The 16,360-nt window shown below is 61.0% G+C and carries 16 protein-coding genes and 1 pseudogene; 7 read left to right on the top strand and 10 right to left on the bottom strand.

Features of this window, described 5'->3' with window-relative positions; translation table 11 throughout:
• Positions 1 to 150: 150 nt before the first annotated feature.
• Together BFP90_RS14165 and BFP90_RS14160 are read right to left on the bottom strand one after the other, a co-directional pair.
• The gene (locus BFP90_RS14165; protein ID WP_065897074.1) at positions 151 to 2,277 is read right to left on the bottom strand and encodes a TonB-dependent receptor; all 2,127 of its coding nucleotides are present in this window, start codon (positions 2,275 to 2,277) and stop codon (positions 151 to 153) included.
• 92 nt (positions 2,278 to 2,369) lie between these two features.
• Positions 2,370 to 2,759, bottom strand: a complete 390-nt coding sequence (locus tag BFP90_RS14160) for a DUF2946 domain-containing protein (protein WP_065895348.1) — start codon at positions 2,757 to 2,759, stop codon at positions 2,370 to 2,372.
• Between the two features lie 93 nt (positions 2,760 to 2,852).
• Here BFP90_RS14160 and BFP90_RS14155 point away from each other — a divergent pair, with 93 nt between their 5' ends.
• From BFP90_RS14155 to BFP90_RS14145, 4 genes and pseudogenes are all read left to right on the top strand, one after another.
• A complete protein-coding gene (locus BFP90_RS14155) occupies positions 2,853 to 3,290 on the top strand; it encodes a DUF3995 domain-containing protein (protein WP_065885234.1) in 438 nt (145 codons plus the stop codon).
• A gap of 81 nt (positions 3,291 to 3,371) precedes the next feature.
• A complete protein-coding gene (locus BFP90_RS14150) occupies positions 3,372 to 3,701 on the top strand; it encodes a hypothetical protein (RefSeq protein ID WP_065895349.1) in 330 nt (109 codons plus the stop codon).
• Between the two features lie 96 nt (positions 3,702 to 3,797).
• A pseudogene (locus BFP90_RS27425) lies at positions 3,798 to 3,902 on the top strand (GNAT family N-acetyltransferase); the annotation flags it as partial.
• Positions 3,903 to 3,944: 42 nt separating this feature from the next.
• Positions 3,945 to 4,205, top strand: a complete 261-nt coding sequence (locus BFP90_RS14145) for a hypothetical protein (RefSeq protein ID WP_065897072.1) — start codon at positions 3,945 to 3,947, stop codon at positions 4,203 to 4,205.
• 311 nt (positions 4,206 to 4,516) lie between these two features.
• Here the strand turns inward: BFP90_RS14145 and BFP90_RS14140 are convergent, their stop codons facing one another.
• Positions 4,517 to 4,879: an NUDIX hydrolase gene (locus BFP90_RS14140; protein WP_065897070.1), complete on the bottom strand. Its 363-nt coding sequence runs from the start codon at positions 4,877 to 4,879 to the stop codon at positions 4,517 to 4,519.
• A gap of 125 nt (positions 4,880 to 5,004) precedes the next feature.
• Between BFP90_RS14140 and BFP90_RS14135 the strand changes: the two genes are divergently transcribed.
• Together BFP90_RS14135 and BFP90_RS14130 are read left to right on the top strand one after the other, a co-directional pair.
• A complete protein-coding gene (locus tag BFP90_RS14135; RefSeq protein WP_065897068.1) occupies positions 5,005 to 5,982 on the top strand; it encodes a Gfo/Idh/MocA family protein in 978 nt (325 codons plus the stop codon).
• A 45-nt stretch (positions 5,983 to 6,027) separates the two neighbouring features.
• The gene (locus BFP90_RS14130) at positions 6,028 to 6,657 is read left to right on the top strand and encodes a ribonuclease T2 family protein (protein WP_065897066.1); all 630 of its coding nucleotides are present in this window, start codon (positions 6,028 to 6,030) and stop codon (positions 6,655 to 6,657) included.
• A gap of 35 nt (positions 6,658 to 6,692) precedes the next feature.
• On the opposite strand, the gene BFP90_RS14125 is transcribed toward BFP90_RS14130, so the two are convergent.
• Entirely contained in the window at positions 6,693 to 7,130 is a 438-nt protein-coding gene (locus BFP90_RS14125; protein WP_065897064.1) for an Rrf2 family transcriptional regulator, read from the bottom strand.
• Positions 7,131 to 7,326: 196 nt separating this feature from the next.
• On the opposite strand from BFP90_RS14125, the gene BFP90_RS14120 reads away from it, so the two are divergent.
• Positions 7,327 to 7,914, top strand: a complete 588-nt coding sequence (locus BFP90_RS14120; protein WP_065885241.1) for a LysE family translocator — start codon at positions 7,327 to 7,329, stop codon at positions 7,912 to 7,914.
• On the opposite strand, the gene BFP90_RS14115 is transcribed toward BFP90_RS14120, so the two are convergent.
• Genes BFP90_RS14115 through BFP90_RS14090 form a run of 6 tightly spaced genes read right to left on the bottom strand, consistent with a single transcriptional unit; the run spans position 7,856 to position 16,133 of the window.
• Positions 7,856 to 8,749, bottom strand: coding sequence for an AraC family transcriptional regulator (locus tag BFP90_RS14115; RefSeq protein ID WP_065885242.1), 894 nt, complete (start codon positions 8,747 to 8,749; stop codon positions 7,856 to 7,858). The two genes, BFP90_RS14120 and BFP90_RS14115, sit on opposite strands and share 59 nt — an antisense overlap.
• Positions 8,750 to 8,767: 18 nt before the next feature.
• On the bottom strand, positions 8,768 to 10,369 hold the full coding sequence (locus BFP90_RS14110) for an ABC transporter ATP-binding protein (RefSeq protein WP_065897062.1): 1,602 nt from the start codon (positions 10,367 to 10,369) through the stop codon (positions 8,768 to 8,770).
• Between the two features lies 1 nt (position 10,370).
• Positions 10,371 to 11,390 (bottom strand): ABC transporter permease, encoded by a 1,020-nt coding sequence (locus BFP90_RS14105; protein WP_017738565.1) that lies wholly within the window; start codon positions 11,388 to 11,390, stop codon positions 10,371 to 10,373.
• Between the two features lies 1 nt (position 11,391).
• On the bottom strand, positions 11,392 to 12,468 hold the full coding sequence (locus BFP90_RS14100; RefSeq protein WP_065895361.1) for a microcin C ABC transporter permease YejB: 1,077 nt from the start codon (positions 12,466 to 12,468) through the stop codon (positions 11,392 to 11,394).
• The gene (locus tag BFP90_RS14095; RefSeq protein WP_065897060.1) at positions 12,469 to 14,307 is read right to left on the bottom strand and encodes an extracellular solute-binding protein; all 1,839 of its coding nucleotides are present in this window, start codon (positions 14,305 to 14,307) and stop codon (positions 12,469 to 12,471) included.
• Complete coding sequence (locus BFP90_RS14090) at positions 14,304 to 16,133, bottom strand: extracellular solute-binding protein (RefSeq protein ID WP_065897058.1); 1,830 nt, start codon at positions 16,131 to 16,133, stop codon at positions 14,304 to 14,306. The genes BFP90_RS14095 and BFP90_RS14090 overlap by 4 nt, the downstream gene beginning before the upstream one ends.
• Between the last annotated feature and the right edge of the window lie 227 nt (positions 16,134 to 16,360).

Below are 16,360 nucleotides of genomic sequence, written 5' to 3'. Positions count from 1 at the left end.
CGGCCTTAGAGCCGACCGGTATCGTGTGTCGATCCGCGATCCAAATGTGGGAGGGGGCTTGCCCCCGATGCGGTGGGTCAGCCAGCTCTGTTGTCTCTGACCCACCGCCATCGGGGGCAAGCCCCCTCCCACATTGTTTGTATTCCAGCGTTAGAATCGGGTTTGTACAGCCACCTCGAACGTTCGCGGTGAGCCGAGGTAATACGCCGGTGATACGTGGGCGAATTCGGCATACACCTCATTGGTCAGGTTGCGCACCCGGCCGGTTATCGAGGTATGTGTGTCCACTTTATAGCGCAGAAAACTGCCAAACAGCGTGTAGGCCGGTACCGTCTGGGTGTTGGCATTGTCGGCATACACCTGGGCGACATGGCGCGCGTCGACGCCGCCTTGCCAATTTTCTGAAAAGTCATAGGTCAGCCATAGATTGCCCACGCGCTTGGGCACGTTGGTCGGTGTATTGCCTTGACGCGACACCACGGAGCCGCTGGCGGTTTTCTCGTTGAAGTCGTCGTATTGCGCGTCGACCCACGCGATGTTGCCTTCAGCCAGCAATCGGGGGGTGATGCGCAGCGAACTGGCCAGTTCGATGCCCCTGGATGACTGCGCACCCACGGGAATGCTGCGGGTGGGGTCCAGTGGGTCGGTTACCGCAAAGTCCTTGCGCTCGATCCTGTACACGGCAAGCGTGGCGGCGCCACGGCCTTCGAGGTAGTCGAACTTGCTGCCTATTTCCCATTGCTTGCCGGTCGATACGTCGAACACCTGAGTCGTGGTGCTCGGCTGTTCGGCGGCGGTGCTGTATTGCACGTAGACGTTGGCGGAGGGCATGAACTGGTAGGTCAAACCCACGCGCCCGGTCACCGGTTCCCAACTGCGCTGGAGGTGCCTGGGGTTGGCGGCTGTCACCGTCCTGTGGTTGGTCACGTCCAGGTCGATGGCGTCGTAGCGCAGGCCGGTGAGCAGCGACAAGGTGTCGGTCAAGCCCAGGCGGTTTTCCACGAACAGCGCTTTTGTAGTCACTGCACTGGTCTTGTCTTTGACAAAACCGGGTCGGGTGCCCGGTATGTCGTAGAAATGGCCGGGCTGATAGCCGTTCGGCTCGACGGTGCTGTTGCCCGGCACGTTCAACGGGCTGTTGGTGGTGCTGTTGACCTTGTATTCGAAGCCTGCGGACCAGGTGGTGGCCAGGCCGAAGACGGCGTCCTCATGGCGCAGCTCGAACTGGTTGCCGTTCTGCTCACCCTGATGCCGCACCTGATAGGCAGTGGAGCGGTTCACCGCGCTGTTGTCGGCGTTGTACTGGTAGGTTTCCAGGTTGCGGTAATCGCGCTGGCTGTCGAGGTGGTAGAGGGTGTTTTTCAGGGTGGTGCTGTCGTTGATCCGGTAGTCAATGATCGAGCGTGCCCAGCGTGTGCGCTGCTCATAGCGACCGTCCGCGACGTTGTAGTTGTTGAAGCGGTTGTGCCGATCGATCTTCAGCTCGCCGGCCTTGGGGTTGAGCACGGGAGTGCCCCAGTAGGGGCTGTCTTCGTGCTCGTCCTGATATTCCAGCGCCAGGGTGTGGGACAGGTCCGGGGTCAGGTCGCTGAGCAGGGAAAACGCCACGCTCCAGGCCTCGCGCTGGTCGCGGTCGATGTAGCTGTGCTGGGTGTTGCGGCTCACATCCAGGCGTGCGTAATGCTGCACCTCGGCGCCGGGCTCGGTGAGCGCATGGTTCAGGCCCAACGCCAGGCCGGCGGTGTCATGGCTGCCATAGGTCAACTGGCCTTCGACGGCGTGTTCCTCACGGCTGGCCAGCCTGGTCACGTAGTTCAGCGAACCGCCTACGGAGCCTGCGCCATTGATCAGGGAGGAGGGACCGCCGACCAGTTCGACACGGTCGTAGATCCACGCATCCACCGGCCGCGCGAGGCCGGTGGCGACGTTGATACCGTTGAACATCTGGGTGATCTGGCTGCTGGTGAACCCGCGGTATGAGACGAACCCGCCAAAGCCCGGTGGCGCGCTGGCGTTGACGCCGGGCAGGGTATTGGCTGCATCGCGAAAGGTCTTGGCGCCATGGCGCTCGATGTCGTTGCGCGTGGCAATGGCCACCGACGCCGGGGCTTCACGCATGCTCAATCCCAGCCGCGACGCCATGCCGCTGGGTTGATCCAGGGCCAGGCCGGGATCGACGGTTTGCTCGCCTTCAATGGTGGTCGGGGCCAGCTCAAGGGCTGGGGCGCAAACAGGCAGGCAGCCGCACAGGCCCGCCAGCAAGGGTAAATGTTTCATGGTTGAATCCTGAAAACTTGGCGTGAAAACAACACACGACCGCGCGTATTTCCGCATGGAAACAGGGGCAGTGCAGAGGGACAGCGCAGGGATCAGGCGAAGGCGGGCGGCGCGCGCGGGTGGGCCGTGGGCCAGGTGAGACGGGCGGGGATGTCGGCGGCAAGTACCACGGCCGCAGGCGGGGCGTGCGGCTGTGGCAACACCGCTACATTCAGGTGACTGCTGAGCGCAGGGCCCATGCCGCCGGTGGAGCACAGGGGGCAACCGAACGCCTTGGACAGTGTTGGCAGGCTCTCATCGGTAGAGTTTGATTGCACGGGCGCCTGGGTGCGCGGGTCGACCGTACAGAACTGACCGCTGATGCCGTTGAGCTGCATCCCGACCATTTGCCCGTGCCCGATGCTGCAGGCGAACACATTGAACAGGACGCAGCCATACAGCATCCAGGCAATGAGCGAGCGGTCGGTTCGGGCAAGTTTCATGGGGCGGCACTTTAACATCAGCTGCCGACGAAATACCTGCAAAAAATATCAGGGCGTCTATGCTCATTCCCACCATTTCTGGGGACGCCCGCCATGAGCTTCGTCGTTGCGCGCTGGATCGTCGGGATTTTCACCTGCATCAGCATGGTGCATTTGTACTGGGCCGCCGGCGGAAAATTCGGCAGCCTGGCCGCCATACCGCAATTACCCGGCGAATTCGCCGGCGGGCCAAGACCGGCTTTCAAGCCCTCGACGCTGGGTACATTCCTGGTGGCAATGGGATTGGTGGCGATTGCGCTGTTGGTCTGCCTGCGCGCCGGACTGTATTTTTCGCCGGTGTCCCATGGGGCGCTGCAATGGGGGATCAGCGCGATTGCCGTGGTGATGTTTGCCAGGGCGATCGGCGATTCGGAGTTGGTGGGGTTCTTCAAAAAGGTGGTGGGCTCAAGGTTCGCCAGGCTGGACACCTATTTTTATTCGCCGCTGTGCCTGGTGCTGGGCGCTGGCCTGTTGGTAGTGGCATGGGCCTGAGATAAGGCAATCTGATGGCCCCTCTGTAACAAAATTCTCGCCAGAATCGCTTTTATTTCAGGTGGTTAGGTGAGGAAGCCAATGCGCACTGTGGGAATCATGCTGGTTGCTTGTTCACTGGCCGGCGGCGCGGCAGCCGTGCAGGCACGAGAGCTGCGCGAGGGCGACAAATATATGTGCAGCTGGGGCGCGGGCACAGCCGCCAGGGCCCAGGAATTGAAGCTCTCGGGGGTGTCGCTGTACGCCGCGCGGCAGAAGATCCAGACCCTCAAGTTCAACAAATCGTGGATGCGCATGATGGCCATGGGCATTACCGAGCAGACCTATGACAGCCGCTCACGGCTCAAGCCCGAGGCGATTCGCCAGAGTTTCTACCAGGATTGCCTGCGCTATAAAGTGGCGCGCAAATAAGCGCCTGTCGCAGGTTCCTGCGCAGCGGTTTACAAATCCACGACAAATGCCGTGTAAGTATTTGCATACAATCACCTCCTTGATCGGGAGGCGTGTATGCATGTGCTTATTCGAGCGGCGACCGTCGATGACGTCGACACGCTCATTACAATCCGTACGTCTGTGGTGCAAAACCACCTGAGTGTCGAACAGATGGCTGACGATGCCGACGTTCGCTTCAAAAAGCGCAGGGCGCGCTGACTCATGAGCGCTTCGGTCTCCCAGTCAGCCAACAGCTTGCGCAACTTCGTGGTGGGCGTGCTGGGGGTTGCGGCGCTGCTGGGGTTCTATTTTGTACAACTCAATGCCGAGGCGGACCGCCAGCGTGAAGCCGCCGCCGAGCAGTTGGCCTTGTGCGTTCATTTGAAGCGGGTCGCCGGTGCGAACGCCTCAACCCATGTCGAACTTGGCCAGGCATGCGGGCAATTGAACGTAGAGTTTTTAAACCGCGTAAAAGTGGAATAAGTAATAACCTTATTTATACAATGGATTAAGTTCGGTATCGCTCGCTAACTTGCACCAAAAAGTGGCACAAACAGGCCTCTCACCTTAAAAAACATGTGGTTATTGAATGACTTACAACGGTTTAATCCGACGAAAGGAATAAAATAATCTTGTGAGCCGATTTTGCAGTCGCTACTATAGCCGGGCGTTCACCTCCCACGGTTTATGCATTTTTAAATCCCAAGTTTCCATCAGCTACTTGGGATTTTTTTTGCCTGGAATTTGATCTTCGCAGCCCAGTGCCGACACAACTCGCCCGGCAGAGCGCCGTATCAGAGGCGGCGCAGAAAGGACTTGACGATGTGTCGGGTGGCGTCGGTAGTGTCCAATTCGTCGAGGGTGTCGTAGGCGTACCACTGGCATTCGACGATTTCGTTGCACGGCCGTGCCTCGTCGATATTCACTACCGACGCTTCAAACACATGATGCACGGTGTCGCGGGCCTTGAGCTCCTGCAGGTACAGCAAGCCGTCCACGTTCAACCCCGTCTCTTCTTCCAGCTCGCGTTGCGCCGCGCCTACCGGGCGTTCACCACGCTCTACCTTGCCGCCCGGCAATGCCCATTTCGATCTTGCCTTGCGCACGAAGAGGATGTGCCCTTCGTGTTCGCAGATGACGGTGGCCCGTATTTTCATCGTTTATACCTGCTACGGGATGTTTGTCATAAAAGTGTAATGCAATTGTCATTCTAAGTGGTTATGGCGCGCCGGGCCGTGTATGTGGATACTGCCCGACTGACTTAAACGAACGAGGAGAGCAGATGAGCACCGTACGTTGGGGCATGATCGGCTGTGGCAGTGTGACCGAATTGAAGAGTGGACCGGCTTTCTACAAAGCGCCAGGTTCGGCCCTGGTGGCCGTGATGGGACGCCGTGAGGAAGCCGTGCGCGATTATGCGACACGCCATGGCATTGCACGCTTCTACACCGATGCCCAAGCCCTGATCGACGATCCCGAGGTGGACGCGGTGTACATCGCCACGCCACCCGACAGCCACCTTGAATACAGCTTGATGGTGGCGGCGGCGGGCAAGCACTGCTGCGTCGAAAAACCCATGGCGTTGAACGCCGAACAGAGTGCGCTGATGCAGCGCACCTTCGAGCGCGCCGGGCTGCATCTGTTCGTCTCCTACTATCGGCGCTCATTGCCGCGCTTCCAGCAGGTGCGCACCTGGTTGCAGGAAGGCCGTATCGGCGAGTTGCGCCACCTGATCTGGACCCTGTGCAAGCCCGCAGCGCCGGCAGACACCCACCCGGCCAACTGGCGCACGGATCCTGCGATTGCCGGCGGTGGTTACTTTGCCGACCTGGCCAGCCACGGCTTTGACCTGTTCCAGTACCTGGCGGGCGATATCGTCGAAGTCTCGGGCTTTACCGCGCGGCAGGCCGGACGCTATGCGGCGGAGGACGCAGTGACGGCCTGCTGGACCTTCGCCAGTGGCGCATTGGGCATGGGCTGCTGGAACTTTGTCGCTGACCGCCGCGAAGACCGGGTCGAGCTGATCGGCAGCCGTGGGCGCATCACGTTTGCGGTATTCGAAGACCAGCCGCTGCGCCTCGAAGGGGAGACCGACGAGGTGCTGGAGGTGCCGTGCCATGCGCATATCCAATGGCACCACGTCCTGGCGATGAATGCCCATATCCGGGGCGATGCCAAACACCCTTCGCTGGCGATCGAGGCGTTGAAGACTGATCGCATCCTGGACAAGGTGCTACAACGTTACTCCCAACACCCTTAGTCATCGCGATAGCGTGATGCTTCATTTTTTTGGAAGGATATCGCGATGAAATACTGGATGCTGTTGTGGCTGTTGATCGTGACTGGCGCGACGGCGGCGCCGCGCAGTCAGGAGCAGGCGGGGGAATTTGATTTTTATGTGTTGTCGCTGTCATGGTCGCCGACGTTTTGCCTGACGCACCCGAACAATGAGCAATGTTCGGGCAAAGGCTACGGCTTTGTACTGCATGGACTGTGGCCGCAATATGCCAAAGGCGGGTGGCCGGCGTCCTGCGCGACGCAATCGCGGTTGAGCGATGAAGCGCTGGAAAAAGGCGCCACGCTGTTCCCTTCGCGTGCGTTGCTCAAGCACGAATGGGCCAAACATGGGACCTGCAGCGGGCTTGAGCCGATGGAGTATTTGGAAAAGTCCGACACGGCGTTGGGCGCGGTGGTCATTCCGCAACAACTGCAGCCGTTCAACACGCCACCGTCGTTGTCGTCCGGCGAGATCGAGGCATTGTTTCGCGACAGCAACCCGCGCATGGGCAACCACGGCATGGCCGTCATCTGCAAAGGCAAGGTGTTGTCTGAGGTGCGGGTATGCCTGACCAAGGACCTGGCCTTCGCCGGCTGCCCACGCAGTGTGAAAAGCCAGTGCCGGGATGGCGATATCCGCATCCCCGCCCAGCGCTGAGCAGTGTTGAGCCAGATCAAGGGCTGCGGCGTTTTTCATGGCTGCATCGCCACCCGATAGCGCTCATCGAAATCGTCTGCCAACTGCGCAAGGGTCACGTCGCCCAGGCGCTTCAAAAGCACGGCCTGGGCCCGGGCGAAGGCGTCCGTCAATGCCGCGTTGACGGCCTGTTCGACCAGGCATTGGGGGTGATCGGTGGACAGGCCGATGGCAAAGATCGACGGCGTACCCAGGGCATTGTGAATCTCCAGCAAGGTGATTTCACTCAAGGGCTTGCCCAGGGTCCAACCCCCCTGGTGACCCTTTTCCGAGCATACGTAGCCCTTTTCCTTGAGCAGGCCGAGCGTGCGCCGCACCACCACAGGGTTAGTGCCCAGCATCCGGGCAATGGTCTGCGACGTGGCTCGTTCTTCATGGCGTCCCATATGGATCAATACGTGCAGCATGCGCGAAAGCCGGGTGTCGTTTCTCATTCAGTCATTCCCAATCGGTTCGACGCACAGTATCTTCCGTAACCTGAAAAGGTGCGAGATGTCTGGTGCGTTAATTTCATGTCACTGTCGCCGAGGGCGCGATGCTACGAGGCAAAAGGTCATTTTGTTCAATACGCTGAACGTCTGTCCCCTTATCGTGAACCCGACTTCGTTTGGCATCACATAAGGAACTGTAATGAGCTTGACTCTTTCCATGGCCGCCTTCGCCCTGGCCACGTCCATCACGCCGGGACCGGTCAATGTGGTCGCCTTGAGTGCCGGCGCGCGCTTCGGGTTTGCCGCGAGCCAGAAGCACGTGCTTGGCGCGGCTGTCGGCTTCACATTGCTGCTGGTGTTGATCGGCCTGGGCTTGCACGAAGTGCTGCTGCGCTGGCCGATCCTGACCCAACTGATCCAGTGGGGCGGGGTGGCATTCTTGTTGTACATGGCCTGGAAGCTTGCCGTGGATGATGGGCAGTTGCACGCCGATGGCGCCGCCACTGCGCCCTCGATGCTGTATGGCGCGATCATGCAGTGGCTCAACCCCAAAGCCTGGCTGGCCTGTGTGGCGGGGATGGGGTTGTTTGCGGCGGACGGCGAGGCCAGGCAAGTCTGGCTGTTTGCCAGCCTCTATCTGGTGATCTGCTACCTGTCGGTGGCGTGCTGGGCCTACGCCGGAACCTTTCTGCGGCGCTACCTGCACAATCCCAAGGGGGTCAGAGTCTTCAACCGCTCCATGGCCGCGTTGCTGGTGGCCAGTGTGGGTTATTTGCTGATGGCTTGAGCGTTTCGCGGTATTGCCCGGGCGTGGCGGCGAAATGCTGCTTGAACGCACGCTGGAAATGCGCCTGGTCGGCAAAGCCTGCGGCCAGGGCGACATCGGCGATCAGCGCGCCATTGCGCAGTTGAGTGCGGGCGAACTGGATGCGGTGGTTGACCAGGAACGCATGGGGCGTCAGCCCGTAATAGTGCTTGAAGGCGCGGATCAGGTAGGACGGCGACAGCTCGGCCGCGAGGCAAATGTCCTCGAGCTTCAAGGCCTCGGTACAGTGTTCACGGATGTAGTCGGCGGCCCGCTCCAGCTTGTGATTGACCTCGCGCATGGGGGTGAGGGAAGGGTTCAGGCGTTGCTGCACTTCGCTGAAGTAGCCCACCAGCGCGCTCTGCTTGTGCAGCAGTTCGGCCCGTTCATCCACCAACAGCCGGTACAGCGCCAGCAAGCCGTTGTACAACGCGGTGTCCCGCGTATGGGGCGTGTTGAACGCACGGTAACCCTGGTCGGTGCTGAAACCCAACTGATGCTGCAGGTCGGTCAGCCAGGGCGTGTCGAGGTAGAGCATATGGTAGGACCAATGCTCGTTTTCGATGGGATTGCACGCATGCACGTCGCCGGGGTTCATCAACACCACGGTGCCGGCGCTGATCACGAAGGTCTGTTCGCCATAGTGGTAATAGCTGCGCCCGGCGGTGATAGCGCCAATGGAAAAATGCTCATGGGCGTGGCGGGTGTAGGTGACCTTGCGCCCATCGGCAATGGTGCGCGCCTCGATGAACGGCAGACGCTCGTCGCGCCAGAAACGCGGCGAGTGCGCAGGGTGAGCGGGGCTGTTCAACGACATGGCGAGGGCTCCTGCCTGTTATGCGGGCACCAGAAAGGCCGCTTCCAGCAATTGCCGAGTATAGGCATGTTGCGGGTTGGCGAAAATCGTCGCGGCATCCCCTTGCTCCACCACCTGGCCCTGCTTGACCACCATCAACTGATGAGTCAGCGCCTTGACCACCGCCAGGTCATGGCTGATGAACAGGTAGGTCAGGTTGTACTTGGCCTGCAAGCTGCGCAGCAGTTCCACCACCTGGCGTTGCACCGTACGGTCCAGCGCCGACGTCGGTTCGTCCAGCAGGATCAGGCGCGGCTTGAGCACCAGGGCGCGGGCAATGGCGATGCGCTGGCGCTGGCCACCGGAAAACTCATGGGGGTAGCGATGCCGCGATTGCGGGTCCAGGCCGACCTCCTTGAGCGCGGCGATGATCGCGGCTTCCTGCTCGGCCGGCGTGCCCATCTTGTGAATGCGCAACCCTTCGCCGACGATCTCGCTGACGCACATGCGCGGGCTCAGGCTACCGAAGGGGTCCTGGAACACCACCTGCATTTCCCGGCGCAGCGGGCGTACCTGTTGCTGGGTGAGGCGATCAAGCTGCTGGCCTTCGAAGCGAATCCCGCCCTGGCTGCCAATCAAGCGCAGGATCGCCAGGCCCAAGGTGGATTTGCCCGAGCCGCTTTCGCCGACGATGCCCAGGGTCTGCCCCTGGGGCAGGCTGAAGTTGATGCCGTCCACGGCCTTGACGTAATCGACGGTGTTGCGCAAAAAGCCTTTTTTGATCGGGAACCAGACTTTCAGGTCGTCCACTTCCAGCAGCGTTGGCCCCACGGCGTTGCCGGCCGGCCCGCCACTGGGCTCGGCCGCCAGCAGTTCCTGGGTGTAAGGGTGTTGCGGCGCCTGGAACAGCGTCTCGCAGTCGGCCTGTTCGACGATGCAGCCCTGTTGCATCACGCACACACGGTGAGCGATCCGGCGGACCAGGTTCAGGTCGTGGCTGATCAACAGCAACGCCATGCCCAGGCGCGCCTGCAGTTCCTTGAGCAGTTCCAGGATTTTCAATTGCACCGTCACGTCGAGGGCCGTGGTCGGCTCATCGGCAATCAGCAGTTCCGGCTCGTTGGCCAGGGCCATGGCGATCATCACGCGCTGGCGCTGGCCGCCGGAGAGTTCGTGGGGCAGCGCCTTGAGGCGTTTGTGCGGTTCGGGAATGCCCACCAGTTCCAGCAGTTCCAGGGTGCGCCGGGTGGCGACCTTGCCGGTGAGGCCCTTGTGCAGGCCGAGCACTTCGTTGATCTGTTTCTCGATGCAGTGCAGCGGGTTCAACGAGGTCATCGGCTCCTGGAAGATCATCGCGATGCGGTTGCCGCGAATGTGCCGCAGGGTCTTTTCCTTGAGCGTCAGCAGGTCTTGACCGGCGTAGCTGATGGTACCGGAGGGGTGCCGCGCCAGAGGGTAGGGCAAGAGGCGCAGGATCGAATGCGCCGTCACCGATTTGCCCGAGCCGCTTTCGCCGACCAGGGCCAGGGTTTCGCCGCGTTTGATATCGAAGCTGACGTGATTGACCACGCGATGCTGATGCTCGCCCGTGACGAACTCGACACTGAGGTCGCGGATTTCGATCAGATTGTCCTGATTCATCTCATTTCCTCGGGTCGAAGGCGTCGCGAGCGGACTCGCCGATAAACACCAGCAGGCTCAACATGATCGCCAGCACGGCGAACGCGCTCATGCCCAGCCACGGCGCCTGCAGGTTGGATTTGCCCTGGGCCACCAGTTCGCCCAGTGACGGTGAGCCGGCCGGCAGGCCGAAACCCAGGAAGTCCAGGGCGGTGAGGGTGCCGATGGCGCCGGTGAGGATGAACGGCATGAACGTCATGGTCGAGACCATCGCATTGGGCAGGATATGGCGGAACATGATCGCGCCGTTCTGCATGCCCAGCGCACGGGCCGCGCGCACGTATTCGAGGTTGCGCCCGCGCAGGAACTCGGCACGCACCACGTCCACCAGGCTCATCCACGAGAACAACAGCATGATGCCCAGCAGCCACCAGAAGTTGGGCTGCACGAAACTGGCGAGAATGATCAGCAGGTACAGCACCGGCAACCCGGACCAGATCTCCAGGAAGCGTTGCCCGGCGAGGTCCACCCAGCCGCCATAGAAACCCTGCAGGGCGCCGGCGATCACGCCGATGATCGAGCTGAGCACGGTCAGCGTCAACGCGAACAGCACCGATACGCGAAACCCGTAGATGACCCGCGCCAGGACATCGCGGCCCTGGTCATCGGTGCCCAGCAGGTTGACGCTCGACGGCGGCGCGGGGGCCGGCACTTTCAGGTCGTAGTTGATGCTCTGGTAGCTGAACGGGATCGGTGCCCACAAGGTCCAGGCATCCTTGGCCTTGAGCAGTTCCTGGATATACGGGCTCTTGTAGTTGGCTTCCAGGGGGAACTCGCCGCCGAAGGTGGTTTCCGGGTAGCGCTTGAGCGCCGGGAAATACCAGTCGCCGTCAAAGTGCACGGCCAGCGGCTTGTCGTTGGCAATCAACTCGGCGCCCAGGCTCAGCACGAACAGGATCAGGAACAGCCACAGCGACCACCAGCCACGCTTGTTCGCCTTGAACCGCTCGAACCGGCGGCGATTGAGGGGGGACAGGTTCATCTCAATGCTCCCGGCTGGCGAAGTCGATCCGCGGATCGACCAGGGTGTAGGTGAGGTCGCCGATCAGTTTCACGATCAGCCCCAGCAGGGTGAAGATAAACAGCGTACCGAACACCACCGGATAGTCGCGGTTGATCGCCGCTTCAAAGCTCATCAGGCCCAGGCCATCGAGGGAGAAGATCACTTCCACCAGCAACGAGCCGGTAAAGAAGATACCGATAAAGGCCGAGGGGAAACCGGCGATCACCAGCAGCATCGCGTTGCGAAACACATGGCCGTAGAGCACGCGGTGGTTGGTCAGGCCCTTGGCCTTGGCGGTGACCACGTACTGTTTGTTGATCTCGTCGAGAAAGCTGTTCTTGGTCAGCAGGGTCATGGTGGCGAAGTTGCCGATCACCAGGGCGGTCACGGGCAGGGCCAGGTGCCAGAAGTAATCGAGAATTTTGCCGCTCCAACTCAATTCGTCGAAGTTGTTCGACGTGAGCCCGCGCAAGGGGAACCAGTCCAGGTAACTGCCGCCGGCAAACACCACGATCAGCAGGATGGCGAACAGGAACGCCGGGATCGCATAGCCGACGATGATTGCCGAGCTGGTCCACACATCGAAGTGGCTGCCGTGACGCGTGGCCTTGGCGATGCCCAGGGGGATCGACACCAGGTACATGATCAGGGTGCTCCACAACCCGAGGGAAATCGACACCGGCATCTTTTCCTTGATCAGGTCGATGACCTTGGCGTCACGGAAGAAGCTGTCGCCGAAGTCCAGCCGGGCGTAGTTCTTGACCATGATCCACAAGCGTTCCGGCGCCGACTTGTCGAAACCGTACATTTTCTCGATTTCCTTGATCAGCGCCGGGTCCAGGCCCTGGGCGCCACGGTAGCTGCTGGAGCCGGCCACCGAAACTTCGGCGCCGCCACCGGCAATGCGGCTGGTGGCACCGTCAAAGCCTTCGAGCTTGGCGATCATCTGCTCCACCGGGCCGCCCGGGGCGGCCTGGATGATGACGAAGTTGATCAGCAGGATCCCGAACAGCGTGGGGATGATCAGCAACAGGCGACGAACAATATAGGCCAGCATTCAATCGCCTCCGCTCGCCGCTTCGGCGCTGTGCGTAGTGTCCAGGGGAACAGCCGGTTTGACGTCGGGTTTGGCCCACCAGGTGGCGGTGCCGACGTCATAGCGCGGCGAGACTTTCGGGTGGCCGAGGTGATCCCAGTACGCCACACGGAACGTCTTGATGTGCCAGTTGGGAATCACGTAGTAGCCAAACTGCAGCACGCGGTCCAGTGCCCTGGCGTGGGCGATCAGGCTTTTGCGCGAGTCGGCATCGATCAGTTGCTCGACCAACTGATCGACGGCGGGGTCCTTGAGCCCCATGTAGTTGCGGCTGCCCGGTTTGTCGGCGCTGGACGACTTCCAGAACTCACGCTGCTCATTACCCGGTGAAGTGGATTGCGGAAAGCTGCCGACCAGCATGTCGAAATCCCTTGAGCGCAGGCGGTTGATGAACTGCGACACGTCGACCCGGCGAATCACCAGGTCGATACCCAGGTCGGCCAGGTTGCGCTTGAACGGCAACAGGATGCGCTCGAACTCGGTCTGGGCCAGCAGGAATTCGATGGTCACCGGTTTGCCGGTGGTGTCGACCATCTTGTCATCGACGATCTTCCAGCCGGCTTCCTGCAGCAACTGGTACGCCTGGCGCTGCTGCGCGCGGATCATGCCGCTGCCGTCGGTTTTGGGCGGTTCGAACGCCTGGGTGAAGACCTCGGCGGGGATCTTGTCGCGCAGCGGTTCGAGAATGGCCAGTTCATCCGGGCCGGGCAGGCCGGTGGCGGCCATTTCCGAGTTCTCGAAGTAACTGCGGGTGCGCGTGTAGGCGCCGTTGAACAGCTGTTTGTTGCTCCATTCGAAATCCAGCAACAGGCTGATGGCCTTGCGTACCCGCACGTCCTGGAACATCGGCTTGCGCGTGTTGAACACGAAACCCTGCATGCCGGTGGGGTTGCCGTTGGGGATTTCTTCCTTGATCAAACGACCCTGGGTCACGGCCGGAATGTTGTAGGCGTTGGCCCAGTTTTTCGCGCTGAACTCCAGCCAATAGTCGAACTGCCCGGCTTTCAGGGCTTCCAGGGACACCGTGCTGTCGCGGTAATAATCGGTGATGCGGTTATCGAAGTTATAGAAACCCTTGGCCACCGGCAGGTCCCTGGCCCAGTAGTCCTTGACCCGCTCGTAGCGAATCATGCGCCCGGCCTTGACCTCGGCCACCTTGTACGGGCCACTGCCCAGCGGTATTTCCAGATTGCCTTTGGAAAAGTCGCGGTTGGCCCACCAGTGCTTGGGCAGCACCGGCAATTGCCCGAGGATCAGTGGCAGCTCGCGGTTGTTGGTGCGCTTGAATTTGAACAGCACCCGCAGCGGGTCTTCGGCGACCACTTCATCCACGTCGGCGTAGTAGGTGCGGTAGAGCGGGGTGCCGTCCTTGATCAGAGTCTGGAAGGTGAACACTACGTCTTCGGCGCGGATCGGGTGGCCGTCATGGAAGCGTGCCTCGGGGCGCAGGTAGAAGCGCACCCAGCTGTTGTCGGGGGCCTTCTCGATTTTTCCGGCCACCAGGCCGTATTCGGTAATGGGCTCGTCCAGGCTCTGCATCGCCAGCGTGTCGTAGATCAGCGTCAGATTGTCCGCGGGCACGCCCTTGCTGATATACGGGTTGAGACTGTCGAAGCCACCCATGGCCGATTCGCGGAAGGTACCGCCTTTGGGGGCGTCGGGATTCACGTAGTCGAAATGCTTGAAGTCGGCGGGGTACTTGGGGGGCTCGTTATAGAGCGTCAACGCATGTTGCGGGGCGGCCTGGGCCGCGCCGCACAGCAACAGGCCGGCCAATACAGTACTGCGCAAGGACATCATTGGGCTTTCTCCGAAGCTTTCAGCCACCACGCGCTCAAGCCCAGGCTGTAGGGCGGCGTGGTGACAAAGGCGAACCGATTGCGGTACGCCAGGCGATGATAGTTGAGGTACCAGTTGGGAATGCTGTAGTGCTGCCAGAGCAGCACCCGGTCCAGGGCGCGACCGGCAGCCAGTTGTTCTTCGCGGGTCTGTGCCGCGAGCAGTTGTTCGAGCAGGTGATCGACCACGGGGTTGGCGATGCCCGCGTAATTCTTGCTGCCCTTGATGGTGGCCTGGCTGGAATGAAAATACTGCCATTGTTCCAGCCCTGGGCTGAGGGTCTGGTTGAGGGTGACCAGGACCATGTCGAAGTCGAACTGATCCAGGCGCTGCTTGTACTGTGCGCGGTCAACGGTGCGCAGGCGCGCGTCGATGCCGATGCTGATCAGGTTCTCGACATAGGGCTGCAGGATGCGCTCCAGGTTCGGATTGACCAGCAGGATTTCCAGGCGCAGCGGTTGCCCGTCCCTGTTCAGCAGGCGTTGGCCGGACAGCTTCCACCCGGCCTCGCCAAGCAGGGCCAGGGCACGACGCAGGGTTTCACGCGGGATGCCGCGACCGTCGGTCTGCGGCAGGCTGAAGGCCTGGGTGAACAGATTGGCCGGCAGTTGCTCGCGGTAGGGCGAAAGCATCAGCCACTCGTGCCCGACCGGCACGCCCGTGGCCGAGAACTCGCTGTTGGGGTAATAGCTCAAGGCGCGCTTGTAGGCGCTGCTGAACAGGGTGCGGTTGGTCCATTCGAAGTCGAACATCAACCCCAGGGCTTCGCGCACCCTGGTCTGGCTGAAGGCCGGTCGCCGGCTGTTGATGAACAGGCCCTGGCTCTGGGTGGGAATCCGGTGGGCGATCTGCGCCTTGATGACCTCACCGCGATTCACCGCCGGGAAGTTGTAGCCGGTGGTCCAGTTCTTGGCCTGGTGTTCGATATAAATGTCGAATTCGCCTGCTTTGAAGGCTTCAAAGGCGACGTCGCTGTCGCGGTAGAACTCCACCTCGACCTTGTTGTAGTTATACAACCCCTGGTTGACCGGCAGGTCCTTGCCCCAGTAATCCTTGACCCGTTCGAACACCAGCTGGCGACCAGGAGTAACCTTGCTGATGCGATACGGCCCGCTGCCCAGTGGCGGTTCGAAGGTGGTGGCCTTGAAGTCGCGATGCTTCCAGTAATGCTGGGGCAGCACGGGCAACTCGCCCAGGCGCAGGATCAGCAGCGGGTTGCCGGCGCGCTTGAATACAAAGCGGATGCGATGGCGATTGAGCACATCGACCCGCGCCACTTCCTGCAGGTTGGTACGGTACTGCGGGTGGCCTTCGGTCAACAGGGTGCGATAGGAAAATGCCACGTCATCGGCGGTAATCGGCGTGCCGTCGTGAAAACGCGCCTCGTGGCGCAGGTTGAACACCACCCAGCTGCGGTCTTCGCTGTATTCCACCGATTGGGCAATCAGGCCGTAGCTGGAAGTCGGCTCGTCACCGGACGGCGCGTACTGGCCGGTGCCGACCATCAGCGGCTCGTTGAGCTCGTTGACGCCGTACTGCAGGAAGTTGGGGGTGGAAACCGGGCTGGAGCCCTTGAAGGTGTAGGGGTTGAGGGTGTCGAACGTGCCAAAGGCCATTACCCGCAGTGTGCCGCCTTTGGGCGCTGCAGGGTTTACCCAATCGTAATGGGTGAATTTGGCCGGGTACTTGAGCGTGCCGAACTGCGCGTAACCGTGGCTCTCGGTAATCGTCGCGTTCGCCGCAAAGCTCAAGGCCAGACTTATTAGTAGAAGGAGGGGACGCTTCAAGTCAGAGATCCGATCCGGGCGGCTTGGGCTTTATGATCGGTACAGTAACAGCTTGTTCCGGTTGGAAAAAGCCAGTTGGGACGATGGAGATCAATGTGGGAGGGGGCTTGCCCCCGATGGCGACCATAGGGCCGACCAAGATGCTGGATCAGACCGAGTACATATCCGTTTCTGCGGTAACGGCTGCTTAGGGTTCCGCTTTTACAGCGGCTCACTTTTGAAAAGCG

It is taken from the genome of Pseudomonas sp. 24 E 13 (genome assembly GCF_900004715.1).
In the GTDB taxonomy this organism is placed as follows: domain Bacteria; phylum Pseudomonadota; class Gammaproteobacteria; order Pseudomonadales; family Pseudomonadaceae; genus Aquipseudomonas; species Aquipseudomonas orientalis_A.
The sequence above is the reverse complement of the archived record's forward strand: the minus strand, read 5'-3'. Positions and strand labels throughout refer to the sequence as shown.

What these genes read in the sequence shown, in the direction of transcription:
- BFP90_RS14165 (WP_065897074.1), bottom strand. Translation starts at nt 2,277, where the DNA reads ATGAAACATTTACCCTTGCTGGCGGGCCTGTGCGGCTGCCTGCCTGTT.
- BFP90_RS14160 (WP_065895348.1), bottom strand. Translation starts at nt 2,759, where the DNA reads ATGAAACTTGCCCGAACCGACCGCTCGCTCATTGCCTGGATGCTGTAT.
- BFP90_RS14155 (WP_065885234.1), top strand. Translation starts at nt 2,853, where the DNA reads ATGAGCTTCGTCGTTGCGCGCTGGATCGTCGGGATTTTCACCTGCATC.
- BFP90_RS14150 (WP_065895349.1), top strand. Translation starts at nt 3,372, where the DNA reads ATGCGCACTGTGGGAATCATGCTGGTTGCTTGTTCACTGGCCGGCGGC.
- BFP90_RS14145 (WP_065897072.1), top strand. Translation starts at nt 3,945, where the DNA reads ATGAGCGCTTCGGTCTCCCAGTCAGCCAACAGCTTGCGCAACTTCGTG.
- BFP90_RS14140 (WP_065897070.1), bottom strand. Translation starts at nt 4,879, where the DNA reads ATGAAAATACGGGCCACCGTCATCTGCGAACACGAAGGGCACATCCTC.
- BFP90_RS14135 (WP_065897068.1), top strand. Translation starts at nt 5,005, where the DNA reads ATGAGCACCGTACGTTGGGGCATGATCGGCTGTGGCAGTGTGACCGAA.
- BFP90_RS14130 (WP_065897066.1), top strand. Translation starts at nt 6,028, where the DNA reads ATGAAATACTGGATGCTGTTGTGGCTGTTGATCGTGACTGGCGCGACG.
- BFP90_RS14125 (WP_065897064.1), bottom strand. Translation starts at nt 7,130, where the DNA reads ATGAGAAACGACACCCGGCTTTCGCGCATGCTGCACGTATTGATCCAT.
- BFP90_RS14120 (WP_065885241.1), top strand. Translation starts at nt 7,327, where the DNA reads ATGAGCTTGACTCTTTCCATGGCCGCCTTCGCCCTGGCCACGTCCATC.
- BFP90_RS14115 (WP_065885242.1), bottom strand. Translation starts at nt 8,749, where the DNA reads ATGTCGTTGAACAGCCCCGCTCACCCTGCGCACTCGCCGCGTTTCTGG.
- BFP90_RS14110 (WP_065897062.1), bottom strand. Translation starts at nt 10,369, where the DNA reads ATGAATCAGGACAATCTGATCGAAATCCGCGACCTCAGTGTCGAGTTC.
- BFP90_RS14105 (WP_017738565.1), bottom strand. Translation starts at nt 11,390, where the DNA reads ATGAACCTGTCCCCCCTCAATCGCCGCCGGTTCGAGCGGTTCAAGGCG.
- BFP90_RS14100 (WP_065895361.1), bottom strand. Translation starts at nt 12,468, where the DNA reads ATGCTGGCCTATATTGTTCGTCGCCTGTTGCTGATCATCCCCACGCTG.
- BFP90_RS14095 (WP_065897060.1), bottom strand. Translation starts at nt 14,307, where the DNA reads ATGATGTCCTTGCGCAGTACTGTATTGGCCGGCCTGTTGCTGTGCGGC.